This window comes from Methylobacterium sp. PvP105 (genome assembly GCF_017876975.1).
Lineage (GTDB): Bacteria > Pseudomonadota > Alphaproteobacteria > Rhizobiales > Beijerinckiaceae > Methylobacterium > Methylobacterium radiotolerans.
Window position 1 is genome coordinate 2,429,526 of sequence record NZ_JAGIPA010000001.1, and the last position, 24,834, is coordinate 2,454,359.

27 protein-coding genes and 2 pseudogenes are annotated in these 24,834 nt (G+C 64.1%); 15 read left to right on the forward strand and 14 right to left on the reverse strand.

The window, feature by feature from the left end; translation table 11 throughout:
* Positions 1-19 precede the first annotated feature (19 nt).
* From J3A75_RS11635 to J3A75_RS11650, 4 genes are read right to left on the reverse strand one after another with little or no spacing between them, the layout of a single operon-like run.
* Positions 20-823: a class I SAM-dependent methyltransferase gene (locus tag J3A75_RS11635; RefSeq protein WP_209650217.1), complete on the reverse strand. Its 804-nt coding sequence runs from the start codon at positions 821-823 to the stop codon at positions 20-22.
* Positions 820-1,896, reverse strand: a complete 1,077-nt coding sequence (locus J3A75_RS11640) for a WcbI family polysaccharide biosynthesis putative acetyltransferase (protein WP_209650218.1) — start codon at positions 1,894-1,896, stop codon at positions 820-822. Before J3A75_RS11640 ends, J3A75_RS11635 begins: the two co-directional genes overlap by 4 nt.
* A 60-nt stretch (positions 1,897-1,956) precedes the next feature.
* Positions 1,957-4,233: a glycosyltransferase family 4 protein gene (locus tag J3A75_RS11645; protein WP_209650219.1), complete on the reverse strand. Its 2,277-nt coding sequence runs from the start codon at positions 4,231-4,233 to the stop codon at positions 1,957-1,959.
* The gene (locus J3A75_RS11650; protein WP_209650220.1) at positions 4,230-5,162 is read right to left on the reverse strand and encodes a hypothetical protein; all 933 of its coding nucleotides are present in this window, start codon (positions 5,160-5,162) and stop codon (positions 4,230-4,232) included. Before J3A75_RS11650 ends, J3A75_RS11645 begins: the two co-directional genes overlap by 4 nt.
* 219 nt (positions 5,163-5,381) lie before the next feature.
* Between J3A75_RS11650 and J3A75_RS11655 the strand changes: the two are divergent.
* A pseudogene (locus tag J3A75_RS11655) lies at positions 5,382-6,106 on the forward strand (transposase); the annotation flags it as partial.
* 100 nt (positions 6,107-6,206) lie between these two features.
* On the opposite strand, the gene J3A75_RS11660 reads toward J3A75_RS11655, so the two are convergent.
* Positions 6,207-6,827, reverse strand: coding sequence for a PAS domain-containing protein (locus tag J3A75_RS11660; RefSeq protein ID WP_209650221.1), 621 nt, complete (start codon positions 6,825-6,827; stop codon positions 6,207-6,209).
* 177 nt (positions 6,828-7,004) lie between these two features.
* On the opposite strand from J3A75_RS11660, the gene J3A75_RS11665 reads away from it, so the two are divergent.
* On the forward strand, positions 7,005-7,271 hold the full coding sequence (locus J3A75_RS11665) for a hypothetical protein (RefSeq protein ID WP_209650222.1): 267 nt from the start codon (positions 7,005-7,007) through the stop codon (positions 7,269-7,271).
* A 267-nt stretch (positions 7,272-7,538) separates the two neighbouring features.
* Here J3A75_RS11665 and J3A75_RS11670 read toward each other — a convergent pair.
* Positions 7,539-8,722 (reverse strand): IS3 family transposase gene (locus tag J3A75_RS11670; protein WP_209650223.1). Its coding sequence is split into 2 segments (ribosomal slippage): positions 7,539-8,458 and positions 8,458-8,722, totalling 1,185 coding nucleotides; the frame shifts between segments, so codons are not numbered across the junction.
* Between the two features lie 916 nt (positions 8,723-9,638).
* On the reverse strand, positions 9,639-9,827 hold the full coding sequence (locus tag J3A75_RS11675) for a hypothetical protein (RefSeq protein WP_209650224.1): 189 nt from the start codon (positions 9,825-9,827) through the stop codon (positions 9,639-9,641).
* Positions 9,828-10,055: 228 nt separating this feature from the next.
* On the opposite strand from J3A75_RS11675, the gene J3A75_RS11680 reads away from it, so the two are divergent.
* Entirely contained in the window at positions 10,056-10,316 is a 261-nt protein-coding gene (locus J3A75_RS11680; protein WP_209650225.1) for a hypothetical protein, read from the forward strand.
* Positions 10,317-10,776: 460 nt separating this feature from the next.
* Complete coding sequence (locus J3A75_RS11685; RefSeq protein WP_070999098.1) at positions 10,777-11,016, forward strand: hypothetical protein; 240 nt, start codon at positions 10,777-10,779, stop codon at positions 11,014-11,016.
* A 56-nt stretch (positions 11,017-11,072) separates the two neighbouring features.
* Here J3A75_RS11685 and J3A75_RS37245 read toward each other — a convergent pair whose 3' ends face one another.
* Positions 11,073-11,321: a hypothetical protein gene (locus tag J3A75_RS37245; RefSeq protein WP_312892383.1), complete on the reverse strand. Its 249-nt coding sequence runs from the start codon at positions 11,319-11,321 to the stop codon at positions 11,073-11,075.
* Positions 11,322-12,378: 1,057 nt separating this feature from the next.
* Between J3A75_RS37245 and J3A75_RS11695 the strand changes: the two genes are divergently transcribed.
* Positions 12,379-12,558, forward strand: a complete 180-nt coding sequence (locus J3A75_RS11695) for a hypothetical protein (RefSeq protein WP_149311573.1) — start codon at positions 12,379-12,381, stop codon at positions 12,556-12,558.
* A gap of 629 nt (positions 12,559-13,187) precedes the next feature.
* A complete protein-coding gene (locus J3A75_RS11700; protein ID WP_070999102.1) occupies positions 13,188-13,577 on the forward strand; it encodes a heme utilization protein in 390 nt (129 codons plus the stop codon).
* Positions 13,578-13,604: 27 nt separating this feature from the next.
* On the opposite strand, the gene J3A75_RS11705 is transcribed toward J3A75_RS11700, so the two are convergent.
* Positions 13,605-13,853 (reverse strand): hypothetical protein, encoded by a 249-nt coding sequence (locus J3A75_RS11705; RefSeq protein WP_070999103.1) that lies wholly within the window; start codon positions 13,851-13,853, stop codon positions 13,605-13,607.
* 620 nt (positions 13,854-14,473) lie between these two features.
* Between J3A75_RS11705 and J3A75_RS11710 the strand changes: the two genes are divergently transcribed.
* The 5 genes from J3A75_RS11710 to J3A75_RS11730 all read left to right on the forward strand — a co-directional run bounded on the left by J3A75_RS11710 (position 14,474) and on the right by J3A75_RS11730 (position 18,221).
* Complete coding sequence (locus J3A75_RS11710; protein ID WP_209650226.1) at positions 14,474-14,935, forward strand: PAS domain-containing protein; 462 nt, start codon at positions 14,474-14,476, stop codon at positions 14,933-14,935.
* A 40-nt stretch (positions 14,936-14,975) separates the two neighbouring features.
* Positions 14,976-15,392, forward strand: a complete 417-nt coding sequence (gene tnpA, locus J3A75_RS11715; RefSeq protein WP_070998920.1) for an IS66-like element accessory protein TnpA — start codon at positions 14,976-14,978, stop codon at positions 15,390-15,392.
* The gene (gene tnpB, locus J3A75_RS11720; RefSeq protein WP_024827170.1) at positions 15,389-15,736 is read left to right on the forward strand and encodes an IS66 family insertion sequence element accessory protein TnpB; all 348 of its coding nucleotides are present in this window, start codon (positions 15,389-15,391) and stop codon (positions 15,734-15,736) included. The genes tnpA and tnpB overlap by 4 nt, the downstream gene beginning before the upstream one ends.
* A gap of 102 nt (positions 15,737-15,838) precedes the next feature.
* Positions 15,839-17,344 (forward strand): IS66 family transposase, encoded by a 1,506-nt coding sequence (gene tnpC / locus J3A75_RS11725; RefSeq protein WP_024827169.1) that lies wholly within the window; start codon positions 15,839-15,841, stop codon positions 17,342-17,344.
* Between the two features lie 409 nt (positions 17,345-17,753).
* Complete coding sequence (locus J3A75_RS11730) at positions 17,754-18,221, forward strand: MucR family transcriptional regulator (RefSeq protein WP_070999105.1); 468 nt, start codon at positions 17,754-17,756, stop codon at positions 18,219-18,221.
* A gap of 762 nt (positions 18,222-18,983) precedes the next feature.
* On the opposite strand, the gene J3A75_RS11735 is transcribed toward J3A75_RS11730, so the two are convergent.
* From J3A75_RS11735 to J3A75_RS11745, 3 genes are all read right to left on the reverse strand, one after another.
* Complete coding sequence (locus tag J3A75_RS11735; RefSeq protein WP_083374325.1) at positions 18,984-19,235, reverse strand: 3',5'-cyclic-nucleotide phosphodiesterase; 252 nt, start codon at positions 19,233-19,235, stop codon at positions 18,984-18,986.
* Positions 19,236-19,362: 127 nt separating this feature from the next.
* A complete protein-coding gene (locus J3A75_RS11740; protein ID WP_083374326.1) occupies positions 19,363-19,602 on the reverse strand; it encodes a 3',5'-cyclic-nucleotide phosphodiesterase in 240 nt (79 codons plus the stop codon).
* Positions 19,603-19,975: 373 nt separating this feature from the next.
* Positions 19,976-20,290, reverse strand: coding sequence for a hypothetical protein (locus J3A75_RS11745; RefSeq protein ID WP_127991229.1), 315 nt, complete (start codon positions 20,288-20,290; stop codon positions 19,976-19,978).
* A gap of 492 nt (positions 20,291-20,782) precedes the next feature.
* Between J3A75_RS11745 and J3A75_RS11750 the strand changes: the two genes are divergently transcribed.
* Positions 20,783-21,391, forward strand: a complete 609-nt coding sequence (locus tag J3A75_RS11750; protein WP_312892385.1) for a thermonuclease family protein — start codon at positions 20,783-20,785, stop codon at positions 21,389-21,391.
* 302 nt (positions 21,392-21,693) lie between these two features.
* Here J3A75_RS11750 and J3A75_RS11755 read toward each other — a convergent pair whose 3' ends face one another.
* Positions 21,694-22,401: a thermonuclease family protein gene (locus J3A75_RS11755; protein ID WP_312892386.1), complete on the reverse strand. Its 708-nt coding sequence runs from the start codon at positions 22,399-22,401 to the stop codon at positions 21,694-21,696.
* Between the two features lie 153 nt (positions 22,402-22,554).
* Between J3A75_RS11755 and J3A75_RS11760 the strand changes: the two genes are divergently transcribed.
* From J3A75_RS11760 to J3A75_RS11765, 3 genes and pseudogenes are all read left to right on the forward strand, one after another.
* Positions 22,555-22,737, forward strand: a complete 183-nt coding sequence (locus J3A75_RS11760; protein ID WP_070999111.1) for a hypothetical protein — start codon at positions 22,555-22,557, stop codon at positions 22,735-22,737.
* Positions 22,738-22,891: 154 nt separating this feature from the next.
* Positions 22,892-23,156, forward strand: a pseudogene (locus J3A75_RS36505) (hypothetical protein); the annotation flags it as partial.
* Positions 23,157-23,403: 247 nt separating this feature from the next.
* Positions 23,404-23,703: a hypothetical protein gene (locus J3A75_RS11765; RefSeq protein WP_209650227.1), complete on the forward strand. Its 300-nt coding sequence runs from the start codon at positions 23,404-23,406 to the stop codon at positions 23,701-23,703.
* 212 nt (positions 23,704-23,915) lie between these two features.
* Here the strand turns inward: J3A75_RS11765 and J3A75_RS11770 are convergent, their stop codons facing one another.
* Positions 23,916-24,182, reverse strand: a complete 267-nt coding sequence (locus J3A75_RS11770) for a hypothetical protein (protein WP_070999115.1) — start codon at positions 24,180-24,182, stop codon at positions 23,916-23,918.
* Positions 24,183-24,834: the final 652 nt, after the last annotated feature.

Below are 24,834 nucleotides of genomic sequence, written 5' to 3' on the forward strand. Positions count from 1 at the left end.
GACGGTGCCGGCGATCGCCTCACATCCGACAGGCGACGATGGCGGTCCGGGATCGCCCCTGCCAGCTGTGCTCGCCCGCATCCACGGACAGCGCAGAGAATTCGTGCTCTTCCGTATGTTCGATCGCAAACCCACAGATCTCAAGAATGCGCCTATAAGTTTCCAGTGTATAAGACCAGAAGATATAGTTGCGATCTGGATGCTCCGGGTCGCCCTTGAATTGGGCGATGGGCTCGTGGCCGGCGATGAGATCCGTGTTGATCACGATCCGCTTGGCAGCGACCTTGGCGATGGCGCCGATGGCCCGGATCGGATCGCCGAGATGCTCCAGGATGGCGCCCAGGATCACGACGTCGAATTGTCCGATCGCGCGGGGCAGATCGTAGACATCGCCATAGACCGCCCGGGCCTGCGATTCCCGGTCCTGATGGGTGAACCAGTAGGCGTTCTTCCAGCTTTCGAACGCTCGGGTCTGGATCTGCATCCAGGCCGCGTGATCCGTGACGTAGAGACTCCGGTGGAAGGGAAGCAGATGTTGGCGTGCCGCCGTGTCCAGATCGAACGACACGACCTCGCGGGCGCCGGCCTCCTCGGCGGAAAAGCTGAGGAAGCCCGAGGCGGTGCCGACATCGAGCACGCGGGCACCCCGCAGATCCACGTGACCGATATAATCGGCGTAGCGGCCGCGCAGGTCCCATTGCCCATAGACCGTCGAGCCGTCCGAGAGGTCGGTGGTGTGATAGAAGAAGCACGCATCCTTCGACAGGTTCCTGCGCGGAGGAACCCAGATCGGGCCGGTCGGGTCGGGGGATTCCGTACTCATGATCTAAAGATCCAGTCGTGGGCGCGGAGGCGATAGGCTCCGCGAAGCTGTCGCGGCGTTGCTTCGGCCGCTTCGTGCCCGGACAGCGTGGCGATGATTTCGCCGGTGAAATGCATGTCGCCCGCAGCCGGTCGGCGGCCCCGGATCAGGGCCTGATGGAAGATCGGGAGCATCGCGGGGCCTGGCTCACCGGCGGAGGGATCGATGGGGCTTGCCCAGGTCGGCCGAGACGCGGTCGCGAGCACGACCTCGGGCGGCGCCCCGTCTACGTCCCGGGAGCGGCGCCCGGCCTGGAAATGCAGGGCCAGAAACGCGTCCAGGCTCATCGCCCCGAGCGGCTGGGTTTCGCAGCGCCACGACGTATCGGTGAACGCGAGATCCGTCTCGGCGGCGATCCGCGGCAGGATCGGCGTGCGCTCTTCGGGCTGCAGTTCGGGCATGTCCGGAGACCAAGAGGGAATCAGCCGGCGACCGAGCAGCGCCTCGATCTGTTCGACGACGCAGCGGTAGAGTTCGGCCGTCGGATGGTCGGGGGTCAGGAACAGCCTTCGCCGCCTGAAATTCTCGCCGATGAACCCGGATACGCGCACATGGCAGTCCGTCTCGATCTCCTGCGCGGCCAGACGCTGTGTGGTGACGTCGAACAGGTGCCGGATCGTCTGCACGCTTGGAAACTCGTGGATGGCCGTGCGTGCGAAGGATTGCTCGTCCTCGAAGTCGCGGCCCAACGCGATGAGGTCGGGGAAATGCCAGCCGTGGTGCCCCCAGAACTGACCCTTGTCCGCGCTCACGGCGTAGCCGTGCCACTCGAGCCACGGAAAGCGGATCGCCTGGACCCCGCTGGAGGCACACGCCTCATCGAGATAACTGGTGTTGTAGATTCCCTTGTTTTGGATCGGAGAGTAGATCACGGCGTCGTAATTTTTCAACATGTCGTAGTTGAATGGTTGATTGGACGCGACGAGATCGTAGTTGATTAGAAGATCCACGCGGGTCCGAGGGGAGTCACCCAGCTCATCAATCAGACGCTTGAGGATTAGCGCGTGGCATCCCCCGTATATCAGCAACCGCATACGCTGTCCCCATGGATCTCGTCGTCGAAAAACATCGATACAACGACAGATTATTTATATTCAGATGCCGGTCACGTGCTTGAGCATGAATCCGAGCGGCCGTAGATCGTCCGATAATTTCAGGTCCGCCGGCGAGGAACAGTCCGTGCTGTCGATCGCGATATGAAGGACCCGATCGACCGGAAGGTCGTTCGCGGGCGATAGGCTGAGTTCGAAGTGAACAGTGCCGCCGCTCTGCGATCGCACCCCCTCGAGGAGGCCGGACCGCGTCTGGGCCGAGACCGCCACCTGCGTCTGGTCACTGAGTACCTCGCCGGCCAGCACGATCCGGTGCACTGCGCGATCGGGTGCGAGACGGAGCAGCGCGATGTGAGGCTTGCTCCAGACGTGGTCGCCCTGGATGTCGTAGAACCCCTCGAGCTGGACGAAGCGGTCCTGATCGCGGGCGCCGATCCGGATCGACCGCCCGACGGGCAGGGGATCGAGCGAGAGATCCGCCTCGGAGGACTCCCCCTGCCGCAGCCGCCAGGCAAGGAACTGCAGGTCCTGCGGCGATACCTTCAGGTCGCTCGGCTCCGACCGTGCCAGGACGCCGGCTAGGCGGATGCGGCGCAGGCCGGATGGCACGGAGGTGCGCGCACGTTTCCAGGCATCCGGCTGTCGCGCCCCGAAACAGGTGCCTGCGATCACGCCGATAAGGGTCTCCTCCCCGAGGGCGGCCACGACGTCCCAGAAGGCCGCATCCCGCGTGGGCACGATCTCCGGCAACAGGGCGGCGGCCTCGTCGTCGCCGGCGGACGCGATGGCGTTCACCGCGTGCAGGATGCGCGCCTTGCCGACCGCATCCCGGCCGTCTCCGAAGAAGGCCCGCAGGGCGGCGGTCAGGCGGAGGTCCGTGCCGCGGCGCAGTCTGGCGGCCTGCACGAAATCGACGATCTGCTCGGGGCCGAGGTCGGTGAGGATCGTGGGATCGTCCGCGAGAATGCCCATCTCCAGACGACTCATTGTCCCTCGGGCAACCGCCAAGGACTCCCGCCACGCGGCGTCGTGCGCGCATTCGGCCGCGCCCGGACGCGCCGCATCAAGCGATTGGATGGCGACGGCATCGGAGCGTCGACGCAGCAGGTCCTCCTGTCGGGCGATGAAGGTTAGAAGCTGCGCCGCGTAGCCGCGCGAATCGAGGCGCATCGCGTGGGTGCGGCCGCGGGAACCGATGGCCGCCAGCGTCGCCCGGTCGCCGAGCAGCCGGTGCATCGCGTCCGCAACCGCATCCACGTCGCGCCGTCCGACGACCTTGATGACGGCATCGTCGGGAACCTCGGCATAACAACCCGAATCGAACACCACGACCGGCTTACCGGTCATGAGCTGCTCGACCAGGGAGACGGACGCCCCCTCGGTATTGGGATAACGCAGGTTGATGAACGCGTCGGCTTGCGCGCTGAGATCCGCCAGATCCCCGTCCTTGAGATCGAGGGCGAAGCGGACGCAAGTCCCGAGCGCGTGCTCGGCCACGAGGCTACGCAGCCGCTCGAGATAGGCCGCGTTGCTTGAGAAGCCCGAGACGACGTAGACGAGCCCGTCGCGGAGGCGGGGCGACTCGGCCATGGCCAGGAGCACGTCGTGGATGCATTTCTGCGGCTGCACATGGCCGAAGGACACCACGACGCCGCGTCGCCCGAAGCCTCCGGTGTCGGCATTCGCGACCGGCACCGGTCGCTGATCGTACGGCATGCCGAGGCGCAGGATCGGACCGTCGAAGGACGGCCTTGCCTGGTCTTCCGCATAGCGTGAATGGACGACGAGCGCCGAGCCGAGCTGGAACAGCGGCGCACCGAGGGGCATGTCGGCGCAGAAATCCGAATCCCACACGGCGTAGTGCAGGCCCGTCAGACGCGTGATGTTCGACTCGCGCACGCGGCGCAGACCCTCCGGCGAGCCATAGCGGGCCGCAAGGGCGATGTAATCGGCGAAATCGCTGCCGCCTTCCTGGGCCATCTTGGCCAGGACGTGCTGATACACGTAGTCATGGCAGATAACGATCCCGGGATAGTTTCGCAGAGCTGAAATAATCGCGCCGTGGTGCTCGTCGTTGTTGCCGATATTATACAGCAAGACGTCGAACATCTCATAGATCCGACTCTTGGGGTCGATCGTGTTGATGTCGAGAATCCGGTGTCGACTGCTGTACATGCCAGCCGTCACCGGCGCGAAGATCGTTACGTCGAGCGTCCGACCGTCAAACGAGTCGGGAAGCGCGTCGGTGATGGCTTTGCTGAAGGTCCCAACGCCGGTCCTGTTGTTGAATGGGGTCAGCCAGCCCATCCGGAACGTCATGCCGCCAAATCCCTGGCCAGATCGTCCCAAGTTCGAGCGGCCGGTGCCGCGGACGCACGGCCATGGGCCACAAGCTGCCGGTACAGGTTGGGTGTGCTAAGCAGAAGTGCAATAAAATCGCAGGCCTGATTGTAAGACCGGCACAGCATGACGTTGTGATTGTCTCGAACATCCTGCAATATCGTTTGAAGACAATCGTCGTCCCTGCCGTCAAAGCATAGCACCGGCACGCGGCTCTGCCAGCTATCCACAATCCGGATGCGTTCGTCGCTGCGGCAGGGGACGCCGATATGAATGTGGACGCTCGATGCCTGCTCACTGATCTCGTCATCGCCGAGATATCGGACGCGGTTGTGGGCTGGTCCCGTCAGGCCGAACACGTCGATGGCGAAGTCGGTGCATTCGAGGAATCGGTACAGGACCGATCGCGCCAATCGATCGTCGCTCGCATGGTTGATCATCGTCAGCCGCGATCGATCGGCCGGAGCCGGACCGACCAGATCGACGGGCGGCAGTTCATAGCAGGCGGCCCTGTTCCTGGACAGAAAGACCGATGCCTTCCGGGCGCGGGGGCCAAGGAAGCTGATGCGGGTCGACGCTTGGTCCGACCCGACGCAACCGACCATCTGGGCCACCGCGGGATCTTCCGAGAGCGGCGCCCGGCTCGGGTTCAGATAAAAGACACTGGTCGATACGACATCCAGAAAATGCCGATGCGCCGTCATTCCCAAGGCCACAATACTGTGAGAACTTGTGTATGTCGTTCCCTTGCGGGGCGTCGCCAGCGGAAAGGGATCGTAACCCGATTGAATATCCCGCCCTTCCGCGCGCGCCAGTCTTTCAAGGGCGGATTGGATGTTGCGGTAGACGGCGTTCGATTTCGACAGACCATCTCCGGGGTCACTGCGAAACAGAATAGCCTTCGACATATCGTAGATCTCTTGCCGACTGCGGTGCGCATCGCACCCTTGAAACGGCTCACACTGGAGGCCGTGCGATCAGCGATTTAAACCATGTGCTAATTGCAATCGCAAGTAGAAATCTGCGGTTGCAGGCCTCGCCGCCGCCCGATCGCCGACGTCTGGCCTGACCCCCTGAAAAGTGGTCCTCCCTGGGGTATGGCTTCGCGCCATGTGAAGGATGTCATGATGCGTCGAAAGAAGCATACGGCTGAAGAGATTGTCGCCAAGCTGCGCCCAGTCGATGTCTTGGTCTCGCAAGGCCGCAAGGTCTCTGACGCAATTCGATCCATCGAGGTGACGGAGGTCACGTACCAACGTTGGCGATCCGAGTACGGCGGCTTGAAGGGAGATCAGGTCAGGCGGTTGAAGTCTCTGGAAACCGAGAACCAGCGCCTCCGCCGGGCGATCTCGGACCTGACGCTGAAGAAGCTCATCCTGAAGGAGGCGGCTTCGGGAAACTTCGGAGCCCAGCTCGCCGCCAGGCTTGTGTCGATTACGTCGTAGCCGAGCATGGCGTGTCAGAACGGTTCGCTTGCCGCGCGCTCGGTCAGCACCGCTCAACACAGCGCAAGCGCGCCGTGGTGGTCGAGGACGAGGCCGCACTGCCCGCCGCCATCGTCGCACTGGCTCTGCGGTACGGGCGCTCCGGGTACCGTCGGATCACCCCGCTGCTCCGGCGCGATGGCTGGACGACCAACGTGAAGCGGGTCGAACGGATCTGGCGGCGGGAGGGGCGCAAGGTTCCAGCCCGACAGCCGAAGCGGGCCTGCCTCTGGCTCAATGACGGCTCGTGCGTGTGCCTGCGGCCCGAGCGGCCTGACCACGTCTGGTCCTACGGCTTCGTCGAGCACCGGACGCATAACGGTCGCAGATACCGGATGCTGAATGTCCTCGATGAGTTTACCCGTGAGTAATCCAACGGTCTGTTTTGAGTGACAAACGCAGCGAATCGACGCCGCGCGATATGGAAGCATCAGATGGCGAGGCTCCGGTCCTGGTCGATCGCTGCAATCAATGACTGGTCTCTGACGCGCTGGCCACCAGAGCACGGCCGATGGCGAACAGAAGCACATCCGTGGCGGCGCGCACATCCGCGGGGGCGTCTGCAGTCAACATCCGCTTCAGCTCCATGGCGAGATCCGCCGCCCGCTCCAGCATGTCGGGAGTCGCGGCCAAGCTGCTGGTGACGACGTAGCGCTCGCCACCATCACCACGCAGTTCGGTGATGTCGATGATGATCCCACGCGAGCGCACCGGCTGCGCCGTCGCGTCGTGGTAGGTTCGTCCACGGCTCAGCAGCCAACGCACGTGGCCGTCGGCATCGATGACGCGATACTCGGCTAGGACAAGGCCGCCAGCCCGCACCGCTGACTGCACATGCGCGATCAACCAAGAGTGGTCGGCGGGATGGACGGCCGCGACGGCGTCTACTCCGTTGAGTTCCTGTTCGGCCAGCGACTCATCGCCCGTGAGAAGCCGGGCCGCGCCCCCGTCGTACACCATCGTGCGACGCACGATGTCCCAGTCCCAGGTGCCGACAACGCACGAGGCGTTCAGCGCGGCGCGCAGGCGATCGAGCGGCTCGGTGAACCCGTCGATCGCATTGACCCGCGTCGTCGATCGCTGTCCCATTCGTGCGCGTTTCCAACCCAGATTAGTATATTCTGCCCCAGGCTGGTGTGCAATTACTAGATGTGAAAGCGAGAAAAATTTTGCATTGGTTGTGCGGCATCTACGGTATGAACTGACGGGCGCAACCCTCGTCGCCATCGCCAAGCAGATGGGTCACGTCCAGATCGGAAGACAAGCATGCAAGACGACCTCGAACCGTCGCTGTCGGCCCAGCAAACCGCCTCGTCCGACCGGACGCTGCGACGCGTTGCCGAGACGCTCGGCGTTCCTGTGTCGAGCTTCGGTGGCGTGGATACCGAAGTGACGCCCTTGCATGGCCCGGCTAACGCGGAGGAGGTAGCGTTGCTCGCGTTGGTTCTTGCTTACTTGACGCGAGCGGAGCCCACAGCGCGCGCTCGGTTCGTGGCGGCGGTTCAGACGATGGTCAAGCTTCCTTCCGCCTGAGCGGCAGGCGGAAGGGGAGACGCAGCTTCATGCATTAGCATCGCAGCGATCGATTGCAACCCTGAGCTGCAACTGTCGCACCGACGAGGAATGGCCGTGTGTGGACGCCCCATCGGATTCAAGGGGGTGTTGGAGAGATTTGTGCGCGCAGGATCAGGTGCTGCCGTGTGTCCGGCCTGTTGATGCAGCCATCATCACGGCTGCTGGCCTGTATGGAGAGCGCGGATCGGGTCTGACCAGCCCCCACGCGGTGGTCCGAGTTCAAAGTTAGTGCAGGGTCGGCCTCTGCTCTACGGGTAGCTTGGCCGACGGAGCCGGTCGGGCGAGCGCAGTCGGCCAAGCGGTCATGGCTGGCACGAACACCTCCGGCGCTGGTGGCTTATAACCAAGCGCACCGTGCGGGCGGATCGTGTTGTAGTGCCGACGCCAGCTTTCGATGATGATCTGTGCCTCCCTCAGGGTGTAGAAAATCTCGCCGTTCAGGAGTTCATCCCGCAATCGCGCGTTGAAGCTTTCGACAAAGCCGTTCTCCCATGGTGAGCCCGGCGCGATGTAGGCGGCCTTTGCGCCAATGGCCGCAATCCAGGACTGCACCGACTTGGCGATGAACTCGGGTCCGTTGTCTGAACGAACGTGCTGGGGCACGCCGCGCAGGATAAACAGGTCCGAGAGCACGTCGATCACGTCAGCTCCCTTCAGCTTGCGCGCAACGCGGATCGCCAGACATTCGCGGGTGAACTCGTCGACGACGTTCAGCATCCGGATTTTGCGCCCGTCATGGGTGCGCGCCTCGACGAAGTCATAGGCCCAGACGTGGTCGCGCCGCTCCGGTTTGAGCCGGAGGCAGGAACCATCCCCGTCCCACAGCCGGCCCTTCTTCGGCTGGCGGCCGGGCACCTTCAGCCCCTCGCGCCGCCAGATCCGCTCGACCCGCTTGTCGTTGACCAACCAGCCGGCCGCCTTCAGCAGCGCGCCGATCTTCCGGTAGCCGTAGCGCCCGTACCGGCGCGCCAGCTCCACAAGATCGGCGGTCAGCGCCGCCTCGTCGTCTCTGCCCCGCGGCACCTTGCGCTGGGTCGAGCGATGCTGCCCGAGCGCACTGCAAGCGCGGCGCTCGGAGACGTCCAGGACGTCCATGACATGCTCGATGCAGGCGCGTCGGCGCGCGGGGCTGGTCAGTTTCCCCGGGCAGCCTCCTGCAGGATCAGCTTGTCGAGCGTGAGATCGGCGATTGCCTTCCGGAGCCGCTGGTTCTCGGTCTCCAGGTCCTTCATGCGCCGGACCTGGTCGCTCTTCAGGCCGCCGTACTCCTTGCGCCAGCGGTAGTAGGTGACCTCCGTCACGCCGATCGTGCGGATCGCGTCCCCAACGCTCTGGCCCTGCGAGACCAGCACATCCACCTGCCGCAGCTTGGCGACGACATCCTCCGGCTTGTGCCGCTTCGTTCCCATCTGTCCGTCCTCATCCTGGCCCGAAAGCCATACCTCAGGGCGGACCACTTCATTGGGGGCAGATCAGAGCCCGGATCGGCCCTGACGATCAGTGCTGACGCGCAGGTACGAGATGAAGCGGCCATGGGTCATCGAATGACCATATCATTCTATGCAACGGTGATTGCTCATGATGATACGGTACGACTCGATGTCAACGATGCTTGGGTGAGCGTCGCGGCGTCATTGATCGTCGCACCACGCAGGCGCCCCCGGCCCCCCGGGTACACCCTCGCAGCGATCTGTCAGCGCTTGCCAGACGCCCGGACAAAATTGCGCTCGTTGAAGCGTTTCGGACAAATTGTCCGAGCCGTCGCCTGCGTCCTTTGGGCCGCCGTCGGCTGGTCCGCTCAGGAGCCGATCCGCCAGAAGAGCGGACCGCCTCCTATCAAGCAGATTCCGTCATTCAGCTGACTGTGCTGATGCCCCATAAGCGGACGCTGGCTGCGCGAATCGTCCGCACCACGGCCCGCTACGGAACGAGGTGCGCCTTCATATCGAGCTGTGCCGTCGCCGAGCGCCTACTCGACCGCTTCAGGATGCCGCGTTGCCACCCCTTGGTAGTGCAGCGGCCTCAAAGGGCAGCCATCATGTCCGCGGCGGTGCGCCATGGCCAAGCGCCGGAGCGACCCGTAAGTGCCCATGATGAGCACACGCCCATGGCAGGCCGGGCAACGCTTGAGGTCGTCGCGGTGCCGGAGATGCGCCTCGTCGAGGCTGACGGTGCGCCAAGCGCCATCCACCTTCACTTCGCATGCCTGATCCGGGGGCGCCGACATGCGCAACCATCGCCCGGCGGCTGGTCGATTGCCAGAGCGGCCCAGCCACACACCTTGGCGGCCCGATCTACTCATGAGGCGGGGGAGCCGTTGCCCGATCAAAAGCGGCGCATGTAAACTCCGAGTTCGAGGCTCATCCCCGCTTGGAAGCCGATGTGCCACGCCTGAACCTCAGCCGGTAGCGCGCCGGCTCGCAGATGCTCTTGGGCCACGATAATCCCGACCTCCTCGATCCGGCGCACAAGGCCCTGAACGCTGCCTGTCTCCGGGCTCAGCGTCTTGATCATCTCGCTCGCTGCAAGCCGCCCAGCCTTTTCGCCCCGAGTGGCAGAAGAAAGCGGTTCGCTCTGCGGCGGCATGGGTCTCGATTACCTCACCTGTAGGAGCCGATACCCAGCGCAGCTCGCATGCCCAGATGGCCAGCGTTAGTTGCCGGATCGTGTGAGCATCCTCTACGCATCTGTCTCAGGTTGAGACCGGGCGGGCGGCCTGCTCGGCGGCACGGAGCGGGCAGGGTGGACGACGAGGACTACGACTTCGAGAGTTCACCCCTATCAGGTCTCTTCACCTGCGACGGGCATGAGGTTGAGGTCGAGATCTACCGCCTTGCCGGTACGCAGGATCGGTGGCGGATGGAGGTGATCCACTTCTCCGGCTGTACGCGGTGGCAGGACACATTCGCTACGGATGTGGATGCACACGCGGCCTTCCTCACAACGGTCGAGGCCGCCGGGATCGGCCCTTTCGTTGGGGATCGGCCCAAGGCGATGAACTGACCGTCGTGCTCTCGTGAAAGAGCCCGCCACGGTGCTGGACCGGGCGGGCTGAGTGCATCGCTGTAGGCGAGTGCTTCGAGATCGCCTGCTATCTCTGTAATATAACTGCGCGTCAAACAAATGATCAAATGATGAGCAGCGATATAATTATCGAAAAACAACATAGATTACTTTCTATCTGCAGAAATTTTATAATAATATTCAGAAGTTTGGGCACTCAAGACTCATGATTCGTCATTAAAGGACTAGATTATTACTGTTCGCCCCGATAGCCGCCGCGGGAAGCCTCATCTAGCCGTCGTCGTGGCGTCGATCGTCCTGGCCGTCGGGCTCTGGTTCGTTATCTACGCGATGTCCGGCCGCATCATCTGGTTCTGGTAAAGCTCGGCGGCGAGCGCAGGTCGCGCACCGGCGCCGGTCGCCCTGACGTCCGAGCTGTCAACGGCTATACTGGTGGGCGATGTACAAGCTCCCGCCTGGCAGCCTCTACCGGCTCCGCACGCTCGCTCAGACCGGCGCTCGCTTCTATCAGGTGAGCGGCTACATGCGACGCTTGGAGGTGCTGGGCTTGGTTGTCGCTACCGGTCGGACGGATCCGGACACGAAGAACGTCGAGTACCGCATCACCGAAGCCGGCCGAGCCGAGCTTGAGGAGCGGCACGGTTTATCGTCGTCCGGCTTGTCCGACAGCGAGGCTTGAGGGGACCTGGGCCTAATCGCTTGTGTCGAGGCTGCCGGGGCTCCCCACCTCTCGCGTCAGTGAGCCTTCCTGGCGAACTCCCAGATCGGAGTGCCCCACTGCTGGCCGACCTTGTTCCGGTAGCCGGTCAGCCGCTCGAACAGGATCCGCTGCGCCTCGACACCGCGGGCAGGTTCGCTCACCACCATGAGCACCCCGCAGTAGTCCACGCGCAGGGTGCCGTGCTCCGGATGCACCGCGAACAGCTCCGGCGCCGTCCAGCCGTGCCGGTGGGCCTCGGCGCCGAACTTCTCGCAGAAGGCCATCGCGTTCGTCCGGAGGGCCACCCATCGAGCCGGGAGGAGATACCGGCACGGCGAGGCGTGCTCGGACAGATCCTCAAGCGAGCTGCGCCACAGAGCGGCGGCGTTTGGGAGCATGGTGGGTGCGAAACTGGAAGCCATCCCGCTGGCTACGGCAAGCGTGACCGTCAAGCCATGCGGCCAGAAGCGGGGTTGCCCATCATGGATCGGGACGGATCAGGCGCGCTCCTTGCCCTCGGATTGCTCCGCTTCCTGGCGCGCTACGCTGAGGACCCGGCGACGCCCCTCTGTGTCCGGTATCGAGGACCAAAGGCGCACGAGGGTCAGTAGGTCTCCTGCCTCGCCCTCCGCGGGCGCTCGGAGGAACGCCTCAACCGGAACGTTGAGCTCACGGGCGAGCTGTTTCAGCGTCGCGATGGTGCGAGCGGAGCGATCGGTAATGGCCATGCTTAGTAACGCATGGATTATCGCGGCAGTCCCAACCGCATACAAAATTCAAACGGTTCGTCGCTGCCGTCCTATCATCGGCCTATCTCGGCGCGGTCAGACCTATCTGATGAACGCAGCCCTCAAAGCCGCTTGTCCGCAACATCTCGTTCGACCAAAGCGCCGCTTAAAGCGGCGAGCGTGCCTTGCACCTCAAGGACCCGGATGCGTTGACCCCGTGCGGCCGCCAAAAGGTCCTGTCGCGCGTTGGGATCGTTCGCATGCGAGGCACACTGGACCACCTAATCGGCCAGCTGGTCGAGTGACTTTGCGCAGATCGATAAGGCGACGATCAGCTCGGTTACAGCGTCAGGCGTCGGAACTGGAAGACGCTCACCATCACCATCTTCCGTTGAGGAAACGCGCCGATCCACGTGCAACCCTTTAATGTCTCGCTGGCCCGCATCATGATCCATATCGATTGTGTGCAATCTAGATCAATGGCGCGCGACTTTGGCGTCAGCCCACGCGATCGTGAGGATCGTGTGCACCGTCGCTGACTCTCGTTCGGCAAGCGACCTCGGAACGAGCGGCGGCAATGGCGCTTAACCATACGCCGAAGCTTGAGGGTCCGATGATGAAGGTGTTCCAGATCCGTCAGGCCGCGACGGGCGCAATCCTCTGGACCGGCTCGGCATCCGACCCGATCGCCGCGCTCGACGCTATGGCGCACGAGGCCGGGTACTACGACCACGGCGACATCCCCGATCACCTGAGGGCGGGTGGCCTGTCCGCGGAAGAAATCCGGGTCTGACGGCGTAGAGCATGCCGGTGGATGAGCCGCTCACCTGCGAGGTGAAGGTCGACGGGTTATGGCGTGCCGTCAGCTTGAACGAAGCCGCGGTCGCCCACTCTGCCTCGCTTAAACGCTGCCCCGCCTGTCACGGCCGGGTGATGATCCTTGGTACCTACAGCAGGCCCGATGTTCGCCGATCAATGTCCCATCGGAAATCGCATGGGGGCTGTCCGCTGAAGCCGGACACGTACACCGGCACGCCGTCGCTGCATCCGCAGGCGCTCACCTAAGGCGGGCGGTGTCCGTCCCCTGATATGACGATAGAAGCCCGCCCTGGTGTTCCAGGTGCGGGCTTGATGCGACTGCGCCGACGAGGCCGCACCGCGAGACCGTACATCCGGGTCTCGGTGCTGCTCTGCCGGCGCTCAGCCCCCCAGCCGGTCGCCGGGAGCTACCTCGGCCGTTATGGTTAACAGAAGGTTGCCGAAGGTCGAAACGCTCGCGGAAGTGGCGCCCTCCGAAGAGCCGCCGGAGCGCCTCGTATTTCGGCCGCAGCGGGATCTAGGTAGCCGCTGAAACTATCGAGCCGACACATCCGTTCTGCGATGGCGTAGCCGTCTCCGGCGGCGCGATCTCCGGAGCAGTCTGTGGCACGTACCCCGATCCTTATCCTCGCGGCTGGCCTGACGGCAGGCGCTTTCCTCCCAGCGGATGCCGCGACGAAGAAGGTGCAGGTACCGAACCAGTTCGACGGCTCCTGGACCATCGTCGCCACCACTGCGGAGGGACCCTGCTCGGCCAGCACGAGCTATAAGGTACAGATTAAGGACAGCGACGCGTCGATCCCCGGGGAGGAGGTCGACATCGATGGCGGTGTCTCGGCGGCCGGCGCCGTGCAGGCCACCATCACCCAAGGCTCGAACAAGGTGCCGATCGCCGGCAGTCTGACCGCGAAGGGCAGCGGTAGCGGCACTTGGCGCACGTCTGGGGGCTTGGTCGAGTGCAGCGGTAGTTGGAGCGCGAAGCGTTCCAGCTAGGCTTTCTATGATGGAGCAGCACGACCCTCACGGAGCGGAGAGGCGCTTCGTGTTCGCAGCCACGTGCTCACGGTAGCGGGCGATGACCGTTTCGGGCGAGCCGCCAAACATCAGTGTCGTCATCGCCTCGCCGGCGGCGTGAACCTTCTCAATCACCATGGACTGCGCCTCGGCCAGTCCCTCGCTGCCGCCCCAGGCTAGGCGAACCAACCGCAGTTCGATGACGCGCTGCCCCTCAATGGCCAGCATCAGCGACGAGAAGAAGGGATTGTACACGGCACGCTCCTGGCCGCCGGTTCGCGGCGGAGCTTGAACACATCACATCATGGGCGAGATCCGGCGCTCGGTCGCATGGGCGCCCTGCGTCTCAGCACCGTCGCCCGATCCGGTTGCGAGCGGTATGCGTCCGCAGGTCAGCCTCGCTCGGCTACGTCTTGCACGAGGGCTAGCAGCCGCTGCCGCTTCCCTGGGTCACGAATGCGCCTGTAGGCGCCCAGAAGTGCTTCGCACTCCTGTTCCAAGACGGCGCTGTCAGTTTCGCGTCCTAGCGCGACGGCAGCAGGCGGCTTGTAGAACTCTGCCGGGCTACATGCAGCGCGTCGGCGATGTGCATCACGAGCCGCTTCGCTCCAGAGGGCCGCGACAGCGGAGATCCGTAGTCCTCAACGTGTTCCCTCGCTCGCTCGCGGAGTTGAACGGGGGCCGCGTTCGCTGTCCCATCGGTACCTCCCCATCGGGGCACAGATCGTCTCCTGAGTGTGCTCTAACACAGGTTGCAACCGGACCGTTAATGGTTACACTTTTGAATTGTTGAGATTGCGCTGTGCGCAACTTGTACGTAGCAGGAGCGCGCCTGTCGCAGACCGGCGAGTTCGAAGATTTTGTCGGGAGATGTGATGCCGAAACTCACGCCGCGAGACGGTAGAACCTGCCCAGCAGCGCTCCAACATGCGCTCGATACCGTTGAAATAGCTGGTAGCTGGGATTGGGATATTCTCTCAGACTTGGTACGTGCCGACACCTTCGTGGCCTTGCTGTTCAACGTTGATCCGGAGGAGGCCGCTTTAGGGCTTCCCCTGTCGGCCTACATCAAGGGCATCCATCCGGAGGATCGGGAACACGTCCACGCCTTGATCCGTCGCTGCATCGACGAAGACACGCCATTCGTCGCTGAGTACCGCGTCCTGTCAGCTGACGGCGTGACCCGGTGGGTGCTGGATCGCGGCCACATCTTGCGGGATGCAGCAGGGCGACCCACGCACGGACGCGGTATCATCGTCGATATCACGTGGTCGCGGACGGGAAAGCTGTACGCGTCCGGTGAAGGCCGCCCCCGGAGGCATCGCGCGCTCGGCTGAAGCCTGACCTTAATGCTGGCGTTAAGGTCGGCGGGTCAGGATGATGCGGGTCGAGGTACTGGAGGGGATCGAACGACGGCGGCGTTGGTCGTTCGAGGACAAGGCGCGGATCGTCGAAGCCTCGTACGAGGCCGGCGTGTCGGTGTGTTCGGTGGCCCGCCGGAACGGGATCGCTCAGGGCCTGCTGTTCACGTGGCGACGCCAGGCTCGGCAAGGCCGTCTGGGCGGGGACGGGCAGGCTCCGGTGTTCGTCCCCGTGGCCATCACTCCGGAGCCGTCGTCGGCGGTTTTGGCGCCGCGGTCGGATGATCCGGGTGCTGCGGCCCAGCCCCGTCGCGCACGGCGCAAGACCGGTGTCATCGAGATCGATCTCGGCGGCGGCCGTCGTCTCAAGGTCGACCGGGATGTCGATGCCGCGGCGCTGCGCCGGGTGCTCGATGCCCTGGAGGGCCGATGATCCCGCTGCCGGCCAATGTCCGGGTCTGGCTGGCCACCGGCCACACCGACATGCGCAAGGGCTTTTCCAGTCTCGGCCTGATCGTCCAGGAGACGCTCAAGCGCGATCCCCATGGCGGGCATCTGTTCGTGTTCCGCGGACGGCGCGGCGACCTGATCAAGGTGATCTGGCACGACGGCCAGGGCGCGTGCCTCTACACCAAGCGGCTCGACCGCGGCCGTTTCCTGTGGCCCTCGGTGGCGGATGGAGCCGTGACGATCTCGACGGCGCAACTCGGCTACCTGCTCTCGGGTATCGACTGGCGGATGCCGCAGGAGAGCTGGCGTCCGAGCGCTCTCGGCTGAGGATAACGCGTTACAGCGCTTGAAGAATATGTTCTTCTCTCAAGCGTGCCGAACGCGCCCGAGCCCCCGCCGCTTCCCACCGATCTTGCCGCCGCCCATGCCATGATCCTGGCCGAGCGGGCGGCCCGGCTCGCCTCGGAGATCGCGGTCGAACGGCTGAAGCTGGAGGTCGCCCGGCTGCGGCGAGAACGGTTTGGGACCTCCTCGGAGCGCAGCGCCCGGATTGACCAGCTCGAACTCGTCCTGGAGGATCTGGAGGAGACGCTGGCCGAGACCCAAGTGCAGGCGGCCGCCGAGCCCGAAGCGCTCTCCGGTGCGGCTTCCTCTCGGCGCAAGCCCGCCCGCCGGCCTCTGCCCGAGCACCTGCCGCGCGAGCGCGTCGTCCATCCCGGCCCGACGACCTGCGCCTGTTGCGGCGGAGCGCGCCTTCGTCACCTCGGCGAGGACGTCACCGAGACCCTGGAGCGGATCCCGGCGCGCTGGGTCGTGATCCAGCACGTACGCGAGCGCTTCTCGTGCAGCGACTGCGAGACGATCGCGCAGACACCGGCCCCGTTCCATCCGATCCCGCGCGGACGAGCGGGCCCAAACCTTCTGGCCGAGGTGATGATGGCCAAGTTCGGCCTGCACCTGCCGCTGCATCGCCAGAGCCAGCGCTTCGCCCACGAGGGCGTACCGATCGACGTCTCGACGCTGGCCGGCTGGGTCGGAGCGGTGACCACCGCCCTGTCGCCCCTGGTCACCCGGATCGAGGCCCATGTTCGAGGGGCTGAGCGCCTGCATCTCGACGACACGCCCGTCCCGGTCCTGGCCAAGGGCAAGACCCGCACGGGCCGGCTCTGGACGGTGGTGCGTGACGACCGTCCCTTCGGCGGTCCCGAGCCGCCGGCTGTGGCCTACTTCTACTCCCCCGACCGCTCCGGCGCGCATGCCGAGACTTGGCTGGGCGACTTCCACGGCATCGTGCAGGCGGATGCCTTCTCCGGGTTCGGTCGGCTGTACGAACCCGGCCGTAAACCAGGCCCGCTGCGCGAGGCGGCCTGCTGGGCGCATGCCCGACGCAAGTTCTTCGAGCTGGCCGAGCTCAGGAAGGCTCCGATCGCCATTGAGGCGGTGGCGCGGATCGATGCGATCTTCGCCACCGAGCGCGCCACCAACGGTCTTGCCGCCGATGAACGCCGCGCGCACCGTCGCACCCGCTCGGCCGCCCTCGTCGCCGAACTGGAAGCGTGGCTACGGGAGAACCGCGCCAAGCTCTCCGCCAAGGCTCCGGTGGCGCAAGCGATCGACTACATGCTCAAGCGTTGGAGCGCCTTCATCCTTTTCCTCGACGACGGGCGCGCCTGCCTGTCGAACAACGCCGCCGAACGGGCGATCCGGCCGATCGCGGTAGGCCGCCGCAACTGGACCTTCGCCGGCTCGGATGCCGGCGGCCATCGCGCGGCCGCCCTCTACACGCTGATCGAGACCGCCAAGCTCAACGGCATCGATGCGCAGGCCTGGCTCGCCGATGTGCTCAGCCGGCTGCCCGACCATCCGGCTCGAGGCCTCGACGACCTGCTCCCCTGGAACTGGACCGAGACCCACCCTCAGCCGATCGCCGCCTGACACGCCGCCTCAACGAAGATCGCGGCCTTCACCACAGGCGTACGGAAAGCTCACCCCCACAGCCGATGATCCTGCATCCTCCGTGACGCCCTTGGAGGAGGCAGCAGACCATGCCCTAGCTGCACAGCGAGTTATCAACCGGCTACAAGATCCGGGGTTGAAAGAGCGAGCAGACGCGCTGCTGATGGCAGTCGGTCGGCGACTTGCCCAGCAGGAACTTAAGGACCGTCTAAGACGGATGAATTGAGCGCACAACGTACATCGGGGTTCACCTAAAAAAATTTTGCATGATTGTGCACATAGCGTGCGAATGACATTGGTCTGGACCTTGATTTTGCTCTGGATTGCCTGTTGTGCGTGCGGTTCTCAGCGCGTTGGCCTGAGCGATAGGACGTAGACAGGAATTCAAGTGGCGGAAGAAAGCTTTGAGCGGGCTCCAAGCACCACCGACTTGGCAGCCGAACTTGTTGCCGCGTATGTCGCGAACAACCCGATCCCTGCCTCCGAGCTTTCGAAGCTGATCGAGAGTGTGCACGGTGCGATAGCCGCTTTAGCCTCCGGCAGCGCTCCCGATGCATCCGCCTCTGCGGAGGAGGTTGAAAGGCCGACCGCGGCCCAGATCCGCAAGTCGGTCCGGCACGACGGGATCGTCAGCTTCATCGACGGCAAGACCTACAAGACGCTGAAGCGCCACCTGACCAGCCACGGCCTGGATCCGCGCAGCTACCGCGACCGCTACAGCCTGCCGGCCGACTATCCGATGGTCGCGCCGAGCTACGCCGAGCAGCGCTCGGCCCTCGCTAAGGCGATCGGTCTCGGGCGCCCAGGAGCCATGGCTGAGACTGCTCCGAAGAGGCGCAAGGCTGCCAGATCCTGAAGCCGCAGAACGTTCGGCCTCGTCGCCCGATCTGATCACGGGCTGACGGGGCTCGGTGCCGTTCCTCACGGCAGGGCCAGTACGCGACGCGGCCCGAGGCAAAAAGGCCGCCGAGACCTCAGTACAAAAGGGGCCACCCCCGAAGGAGTGGCCCGAGTCTAGGGAGGAAACGCCCAAGAAGGGCTACAGCGCAGTGATGCTGGCGCTATCACCTTGCTGCGCTGCGCCAACAAATGTTGCGCTGCGTGGTTCCGTCTAGCTGCGCTGCTGAATGCTTGAGCCCCACCGGCCCGACCCGTAATTGGGGGGCCATCCAGGCCAGGCCGATGGGTGTCCCTTGGGAGGACAACCTATGGTGCAAGGCAGCGAACTGCGGGTCAAATCCTCCAAACGAGTAAAGCCCATCCGCGGAGGCACAGAGCGGGCCTTCGCTGCGATCACGGAGGCAGGGATGGATCGAGTTTACAGCTGATCCGCAACCCGATCCGACGAAGGGTCAGCTGGCGTGAAGCTGGCGCCAGCCGCGCGCAGCGCATGCATCAGGGCATTTAGCTGCGCGATCGTGATCGCCGGCTCGCCTGGGCTGCCCTCTGCTCGCGCAAGGACACTCAGAGGCACCTTGGCACGCTTGGCCAGTTCCGCTGGTGCTAAGCCGACGGAGAACCATGCCGCGAGAAGCTGCGGGCCCGTAATCACCCTCGTCTACTCCTATGGCCGAGCGGTTTCGGCGTGGGTGTCTGTCTCACAAGCAAGGTGGAGGCGCTACTTGCCCCCACCACCCTTGTAGGCCGTGATCGCACGCCGGCAGTTCTCCGAAATCTTGTCCATGTTCTTCTTAAAACATGCGTCCATCTCCGGGCTGTCCGGATCATTGCCGCTGCAAAACGTGACCGCATCGCCGGAGCAGTAGGTCTTCAGATCTTTATTCCCACGCTTTGAGGCCGACGCATCTGGAGCCCCAAGCACGGGAGCCGCGACGGCGATGAGGCCGAGTGCCAGGATGACGCTTCGCATATTGGATGCCCGGTCGGAGGAATTCGTTGATGCGCTAACGGCTTGGCTCGGTGATCTATCCCTTCTGCCGATGGAATTGAGGTTCGCTCCCTTCGCGGCAGTCGGGTTGTGACCGATCGTCGAGTTGCTACTTACCGCCGGCCTTCTCGTAGGCGTCGATGGCACGACGGCAATTCGGGGACATCCGGCTCAGGTTTTTCTTAAAGCAGGCGTCCATCTGCGGGCTGTTCGGATCAATGCCGGCGCAGAATGCGAGGGCGTCACCCGCACAGTTGGTTTGTAGGTCTGCGTTGCCGCGCTGGGGCGCTTGGGCTGAGGCGGGGGCGGCGATAGCGATGAAGCTGACGGCGAGGATGAGGCTGCGCACGTTTGGTCCCTAAGCGAGCGGTTCGTCGACGCCATAACGAACCTAGCGCCAGTTTTATCCCTTCCGCTCTCTGAACCAGATCCCTGCTCTGCAGCCGTTTGCGGAATTGAGCGCCAAGCCACCGATCATGATCGAAGATCGGCAGCCACCATCACGATGGCGGCCGGGAAAGCCGCGATGGGCGCAGTCCTCGAACGCATACTCCAGGACCGTGGGCAGGAGGCGCCCGAGACCCTACTGGCGGAGGTGTCGGCCGATCCGCAGCCGGTGGCCAACATTCTGCTTGGCGCGGCTGCGGGAACGTTATCGCCGCGGCCGGATCGTTCCTTGTCGATCTGCTGGAACGCGCCTGATGCCTGCGGTCGCCACGACGCTATTGGCCGCTGCCATTCATGAAGCGAGAGCGCTCTCGCTCCCATTCGCGCATCTGATCACGCAGGCGCTCTTCCTCGGATGTCAGTGGTCGGGCGAGCAGGCCATTCCAGAGCGCCACACCGCCCAAGCTGACGAGCAGGATGCAGACGAACAGACCCAGCCAGCGGCCGTCACTGCCGCCGGTGGCCCACACCATATCCGGTTCGAGAAGACGCCACCCGTAGTAGATGGCGACGCAGACGCCGAGCAGGATCACGAGCAGGTACCAGAGTGCCCGTTGACGGGCTCGGCGATCGTTGTTCGGGTCTCGCATAGCGGGTGTTCTCCGCGCTCCTCACGACAACGCCGGCTCGCTGCTTCAGTGCCAATGGGCGCCAGATTCGCCGGCGGTCGCGTCCGATCAGTTCGAGCAGGAGCCGCTGTCGCTCGACCCAGGATCGCAATTCGATCCTGAGTCAGACGTGGACCCGGAGTGCGGGTCAGAGTGGTCCTGCATGTCGGTGGTGTCGCTCTACCGATGCGATGCCGGCCGGCGTAGGTCGCCGAGCCCATGACTAGCCGTGTCGTCGTCGCAACGAGATGGATCATTCTTGCGGCCCTTCGGCAGACTGAAGCCGGTGGGGCGCGGTGGCATGACCTTTTATGCGAACCAGCCTGCCCGCCGACACGTTCTTGTCGTCGATATCGAATAGACGGCTGGCCAATGCGACTCTTCACAGCTGCTGTTCTAGTGTGGGCCGGACCGGCTCTGGCGGCGGAGCCCATCACGGGGCGCGCCAGTGTCGTCGACGGTGACACGTTGCTCATGCGGGATACTCGCGTTCGGCTGCATGGCATCGACGCGCCCGAGAGTGCGCAGAGCTGTGATGATGCTGCTGGTAAAGCGTACCGCTGTGGGCAGAAGGCCGCCCGCGTGTTGGCCGAGCACATCGGTGAAGGACTGCTCACTTGCGTACCACGTGAGACAGATCAGCACGGACGCCTCTTCGCCGTCTGCCGCAAGGATGCCGAGGACCTGAACGCCTGGATGGTGGCGCAAGGGCATGCGGTCGCCCTCCGTCGCTACTCGGAGGAGTACCTCCCGCAGGAGAAGGCGGCGTTAGCCGCTAAACGCGGGCTCTGGGCTGGCGTGTTCGAAATGCCTGCAGACTGGCGTCGCAGGAAGCAAATATCGGACGTCGATCTACGGCCCGAAATCATCCGGCCAGAGACTGCAAAGCCGAAAGCGGCGGCTCCTGTGGATGCAGCGGCCTGCGAGATCAAGGGCAGCATCTCGGGCAGCGGCGAGCGGATCTACTACCTACCTAGTTCGCCCAGCTACGGGCAGACTCGCATAGACGAGGACCTGGGCGAGCGAATGTTCTGTTCCGAACGCGAGGCGAGAGCAGCTGGGTGGCGAGCGGCCTCTGGCTGAGAGCGTCCGTGCAGGGCGGCCTGTGACTGGACCCGTACTATGCGGCCCAAAGTGACATTCCGGCCGCATCACCCCTGAGAGCCCGCCGAGCAACACAAGCTTAATCATTTCGTCTGCGCCAGCCTCGACCGCAGCAATGACCTTCTTCAGCTCGGCGACCTGACGCAGCACGCTCCCGGCCGGCAGCCTATCGTGCTCAGCCAGCCCCAGGATGAGGGTGCGCTGGTGCGCCTTGAGGCGTTCGACGAAAGCGTCGAGCTTGTCGGACTTGAGTGGGCTGTAGCCTTATGAGGTGGCCGTACCTACCGGCGTGACGCTCGCCAACCCGCAGCCTGCGCCTCGGCTTCAGAGCAGAACATGCGCTCACCGGCCCGTTCGTCGATCACCACCCGCGTGTAGTCCCGGCTCTCGGGCAGGTGGTAGATGCGATCGCCGGAGCCAGAGATATTGCCCTTGATCGTACAGGTCATGGCCTCCTGCGTGGCGCGCGGCATCTCGGCCCCGGGCAGTGTTTCGCCATGGCCACCTCGCCGCCGTCTGCGCCAGTCGGCAGGATCCTCAAAGGTACCGGCCCAGATCCCGCGCTTTCGGATACGAGCCTCGTTTTCCTGCCTGACGTACTCCGTGGAGTTGCGGCGGAAGGCGATGGCGTAGCCCTGCGTGACCATCCAGGCGTTCAGGTCTTCGGTCCCTTTCCGACAAACGGCCACGGTGCGGCCGTAGCGATCAGTAGTTCGGGGCTCGCAGGAGACGCTCGCCTCGCCGATATGATCGGATAGCGCGAGCGCTGCTGTCTGTCCGCAACGGTACTCCTGGCTATTGGCGTCCTCGCAAACCTGAGCGCTTTCAGGTGCATCGATGCCGTGTAGGCGGATGCGGGTGTTGCGGATCACCACCGTGTCGCCGTCTGTGACAGAAGCACGCCCGACGATCGACTCAGCGGCAAGGGTAGACGTGGTGAGAAGCGCGGCGACGATCAGGCTCGTACCCCAGGCACCAAGACGGGTCACTGATGCTTCTCCGAACCCCGCGCGGGCATCTTCGTTTCATGCAAGCGAAGAATTACCACAACGATAGCGCCATCGACGCCTGGCGTGGGATGTGCCGGCTGCCTTGGCTATCGCGACGTCGGGTGGCCTCACACTCCGGCCCGGGCGCTTGGATTGCTTGATGTCTTCGGGACGCAGGCCGAGACGCCGGGCTGGACGGTCGTCCGTCTCTTCGGGGTACATCGGCAGGCCAGGATCATCCGGCTGGACGCCTGGGGGGCGCTGGTGCCGCCGATCAGCGGCCCGGTCCGGGCGATCACGGCCACCGAGATCGCGTTCGGCCACCTGACCCACTGAGAGAAGCCAGGCCAGCCCAAGGGTAGCACCGAGAGTGTTCGGGAAGCCCGGCGGCCGCTCACGCAGCAGCCCCCACATCTCGACCGACCGAACGACCTCGCAGCGGGTCGCCACAATCGTGTTCGCGGCGGCGCGGCGGAGGCGGGCTACCTGCGGCGACCGCACCCACATGACCGCCGGCACGTTCGCCGCGATCATCCGCAAGGTGTCCGAACACGTCGGCCTCGATCTGGGCCCGGTTGACGTTCGAGGTCAGCGACAGAGTGGCGTCGATGCAGCTCCATTGCGCTGGCGCCCCGGTCCGGTCTGGCGACGTGCTGAGGGTCGCTCTGGCTCCGCGTATCGCGAGTTGCAAGCCGCGTGACCGCTGGCTTGAAGCGCAAAAGGCAGAGAGGAGGTGCTGCGGTAGCGCATCGTGACGGCCTAGAAATCTTTAAAGCCCCGAGATATGAAGCCGGCTACATATAAAGAAGCAGGCGCCCGCTTTCGCGGCGGCGCCTGCAAGGTGCGTTCCGGTCTCAGGATAGAACAGGCGTCTCTTAGCCTTGGTGCCGCCAGGGATCTAGACCCGATTTGCAACGCCAACAGCTGGTTTGATTGTCACGGTACTGTCATGTAGGACGGTCCCGAGCTGCCGCACTGCGGCAAAATCATTCGGGGCTGAACATGGCATCCATCGAAGAAATCGCGACCACGCTGCAGGCAATCGTCAGGCCGGGCATGAAGCCTAAGGAGCTGCGGGCCGCCGTACGTGAGCGGCACCCTAATGCGCATAAGAAGGAAATCGTGCGCGCGGCGTTCTACGCGCTGACTGACGCTCCCGCCGCAGGTGACGCGGCGCTGGCAGATTTACACAGCTTTGCCCTGAGCGAGCGCGGGACCGAGGACGCGGAGAGTGAGGTCAAGCCGAGCAAGAAGCGCAGGAAAAAGGATCGCAGAAAAGCGGATGGGCACGCCGCACGCTGACGGATGCGTCGAGCCTGTGTGCTTAGACCAAGGTGGATGAGCACGCCCAGATTGCAGTGCGGTGCGTCGTCGGCTTGATTGTTGCGATGCAGCGTGGAAGGCTATGAGGGACTGGTTGCGATGGTGTCGCAGTCATTCAGCCCCTCGTGGGCGTTTGCTCCCAGACTTCGGGTCACGCCTTCGGGAGTAGCTCTTTTCTTAGGCCACGGGCACTACTCGCCGCGTTCCGGCAAACGCTCTTCAAGATAATTGGCGGCATCTGCATAAATTTCAAAGCGCCGGAGCAGAACAGCGCGCTTCTCGGGCTTGCGCGTTTCATCCATCTTTGACTTTGTCTTGTCAGCGCGCTCGCGCATCTTTTTAGCGAGCTTGCCAAAAGCCTCGTCAATCTTGGCGCTGACCTTCTCGGCCTCGGCATTCGCAGCGTCCTTATGGTCCCGCAGGGAGCCGGGAAACGTGCTCTTCTTGTCCTTGACCATGGCTGCTCTCCATCACTCCGCCGGCCGCCTTTTACGTCAGGTAGCGCGACAACGCGATTACGCCGCACACGAATGGCCAAGGTCATTCGTCCGTCGTGGAACGGACCTAGACGACGCCCCCCAACATCCTTTTGTGCGGAAAGGCGCCGTGGCAGACTGGTTTGAGAGCGCTGAGGATCCTCAGCCATCGTGGGCGGCCGACACGAGTCGGATGCGGATGTACATCGCTGTCGCGCTGATTGGGTTTGGAGCTCTCGGTGCGATTGGTGGGATGCTTCATATCCTCCCGGCTTAATGACAGACAGCGAAGTCAGGGGGATAAATCAGGTGGAAGAGCGTCACCCCTTCACCTTCGATCTAGTCCCGTCAAAGCGCGAAGCGGGCGGCTACCATTGGGCTATTCGCAAGCACGGCAAGCTCGTGCAGCGATCCGACACCGCGCTACCGACCGAGAGTAAGGCGCGCACGCAAGCGCTTGCCATGATTGACCGACTCCGCGTTGGACAGGTGAATTGGTAGGGAAGGCGGATTGGGAGTGCCGAAGGCAACTCCCGACTCGTCGCGCAAGCCTCGAGGTCAAACAGCAGGCGAAATGCGCAAGGGCTACGCCTTGATCTGATGCTTCCCAGGAGCGTCAGGGCCGCTTAGGCGC

Bases quoted from the DNA above. Each gene is read 5' to 3' on its own strand.
- J3A75_RS11695 (WP_149311573.1), top strand. From the start codon at position 12,379: ATGATGAAGGTGTTCCAGATCCGTCAGGCCGCGACGGGCGCAATCCTC.
- J3A75_RS11640 (WP_209650218.1), bottom strand. From the start codon at position 1,896: ATGCGGTTGCTGATATACGGGGGATGCCACGCGCTAATCCTCAAGCGT.
- J3A75_RS11685 (WP_070999098.1), top strand. From the start codon at position 10,777: ATGTACAAGCTCCCGCCTGGCAGCCTCTACCGGCTCCGCACGCTCGCT.
- J3A75_RS11770 (WP_070999115.1), bottom strand. From the start codon at position 24,182: ATGGTCAAGGACAAGAAGAGCACGTTTCCCGGCTCCCTGCGGGACCAT.
- J3A75_RS37245 (WP_312892383.1), bottom strand. From the start codon at position 11,321: ATGGCCTTCTGCGAGAAGTTCGGCGCCGAGGCCCACCGGCACGGCTGG.
- J3A75_RS11710 (WP_209650226.1), top strand. From the start codon at position 14,474: ATGCCGAAACTCACGCCGCGAGACGGTAGAACCTGCCCAGCAGCGCTC.
- J3A75_RS11765 (WP_209650227.1), top strand. From the start codon at position 23,404: ATGGCATCCATCGAAGAAATCGCGACCACGCTGCAGGCAATCGTCAGG.
- J3A75_RS11650 (WP_209650220.1), bottom strand. From the start codon at position 5,162: ATGTCGAAGGCTATTCTGTTTCGCAGTGACCCCGGAGATGGTCTGTCG.
- J3A75_RS11735 (WP_083374325.1), bottom strand. From the start codon at position 19,235: ATGCGAAGCGTCATCCTGGCACTCGGCCTCATCGCCGTCGCGGCTCCC.
- J3A75_RS11745 (WP_127991229.1), bottom strand. From the start codon at position 20,290: ATGCGAGACCCGAACAACGATCGCCGAGCCCGTCAACGGGCACTCTGG.
- J3A75_RS11665 (WP_209650222.1), top strand. From the start codon at position 7,005: ATGCAAGACGACCTCGAACCGTCGCTGTCGGCCCAGCAAACCGCCTCG.
- tnpA (WP_070998920.1), top strand. From the start codon at position 14,976: ATGATGCGGGTCGAGGTACTGGAGGGGATCGAACGACGGCGGCGTTGG.
- J3A75_RS11660 (WP_209650221.1), bottom strand. From the start codon at position 6,827: ATGGGACAGCGATCGACGACGCGGGTCAATGCGATCGACGGGTTCACC.
- tnpC (WP_024827169.1), top strand. From the start codon at position 15,839: ATGATCCTGGCCGAGCGGGCGGCCCGGCTCGCCTCGGAGATCGCGGTC.
- J3A75_RS11635 (WP_209650217.1), bottom strand. From the start codon at position 823: ATGAGTACGGAATCCCCCGACCCGACCGGCCCGATCTGGGTTCCTCCG.
- tnpB (WP_024827170.1), top strand. From the start codon at position 15,389: ATGATCCCGCTGCCGGCCAATGTCCGGGTCTGGCTGGCCACCGGCCAC.
- J3A75_RS11645 (WP_209650219.1), bottom strand. From the start codon at position 4,233: ATGACGTTCCGGATGGGCTGGCTGACCCCATTCAACAACAGGACCGGC.
- J3A75_RS11750 (WP_312892385.1), top strand. From the start codon at position 20,783: ATGCGGGATACTCGCGTTCGGCTGCATGGCATCGACGCGCCCGAGAGT.
- J3A75_RS11675 (WP_209650224.1), bottom strand. From the start codon at position 9,827: ATGATCAAGACGCTGAGCCCGGAGACAGGCAGCGTTCAGGGCCTTGTG.